We start from the raw sequence: 745 nt of genomic DNA, 5'->3' as shown, positions 1-745 counted from the left end.
CCACTTCGTAGGTCAGGCCCAGGCTGGCACCGTCGTCGCCGAGCAGCAGGTTCAGTGCTTCGTCGAACGTGGTGGTGGTGCCGTCATGGCGGATCGCTTCGTACAGGGTGGTCTGCAGTTGCGGACCATCGAGCGTGTCGATGATTTCCAGGCGGAAGACCACGTGGCCGTCGCCGTCCACACCCACCACATCGTCACCGTCCATCTGCAGCACGATGGCGCCGCCATCGGTGGCTTCCAGGTTGGTGCTCAGCTCGCCACCCGCCGGGATGCCGCTGAAGTACAGGCTGGTGCTGACGCTGCCGGCACCGTCCTGGCCATAGTCGCCACTGGCGGTGAACAGGCCGACCAGGCCACCACCGCCCAGCGCGGTGGTCGAGCGACCCAGGTAGCCGGCACCGTCATCGCCGTTGCCATCGGCCGTTTCGCCCGGGGCCGCACGATCCACGCCCACGGTTTCATCCACTTCCATCGCCAGCAGATCAGCCGAGGCCCCTTGGGCCAGGCCAACGTTCTGGGTCGGGCCGTCGTCGTCGAAGGTCAGGATCGAGCCTTGTTCGTCAGCCAGTACCAGGGTTTCCGAGGCGGTGACCTGGTCGCCATCGCCATCGGTGCGTACCACTTCGTAGGTCAGGCCCAGGCTGGCACCGTCGTCGCCGAGCAGCAGGTTCAGTGCTTCGTCGAACGTGGTGGTGGTGCCGTCATGGCGGATCGCTTCGTACAGGGTGGTCTGCAGTTGCGGACC

At 66.2% G+C, this 745-nt stretch carries 1 protein-coding gene; it reads right to left on the bottom strand.

Annotation, left to right across the window (positions count from 1 at the left end; translation table 11 throughout):
• Positions 1-745, bottom strand: a 745-nt coding sequence (locus J0A65_RS24745) for a DUF5801 repeats-in-toxin domain-containing protein (RefSeq protein WP_206596892.1), incomplete at both ends; no start/stop codon positions are given.

Origin of the sequence: Bowmanella yangjiangensis, assembly GCF_017255015.1 — a bacterium.
Classification (GTDB): Bacteria; Pseudomonadota; Gammaproteobacteria; order Enterobacterales; family Alteromonadaceae; genus Bowmanella; species Bowmanella yangjiangensis.
This window is presented reverse-complemented; position numbering and strand designations above follow the sequence as displayed.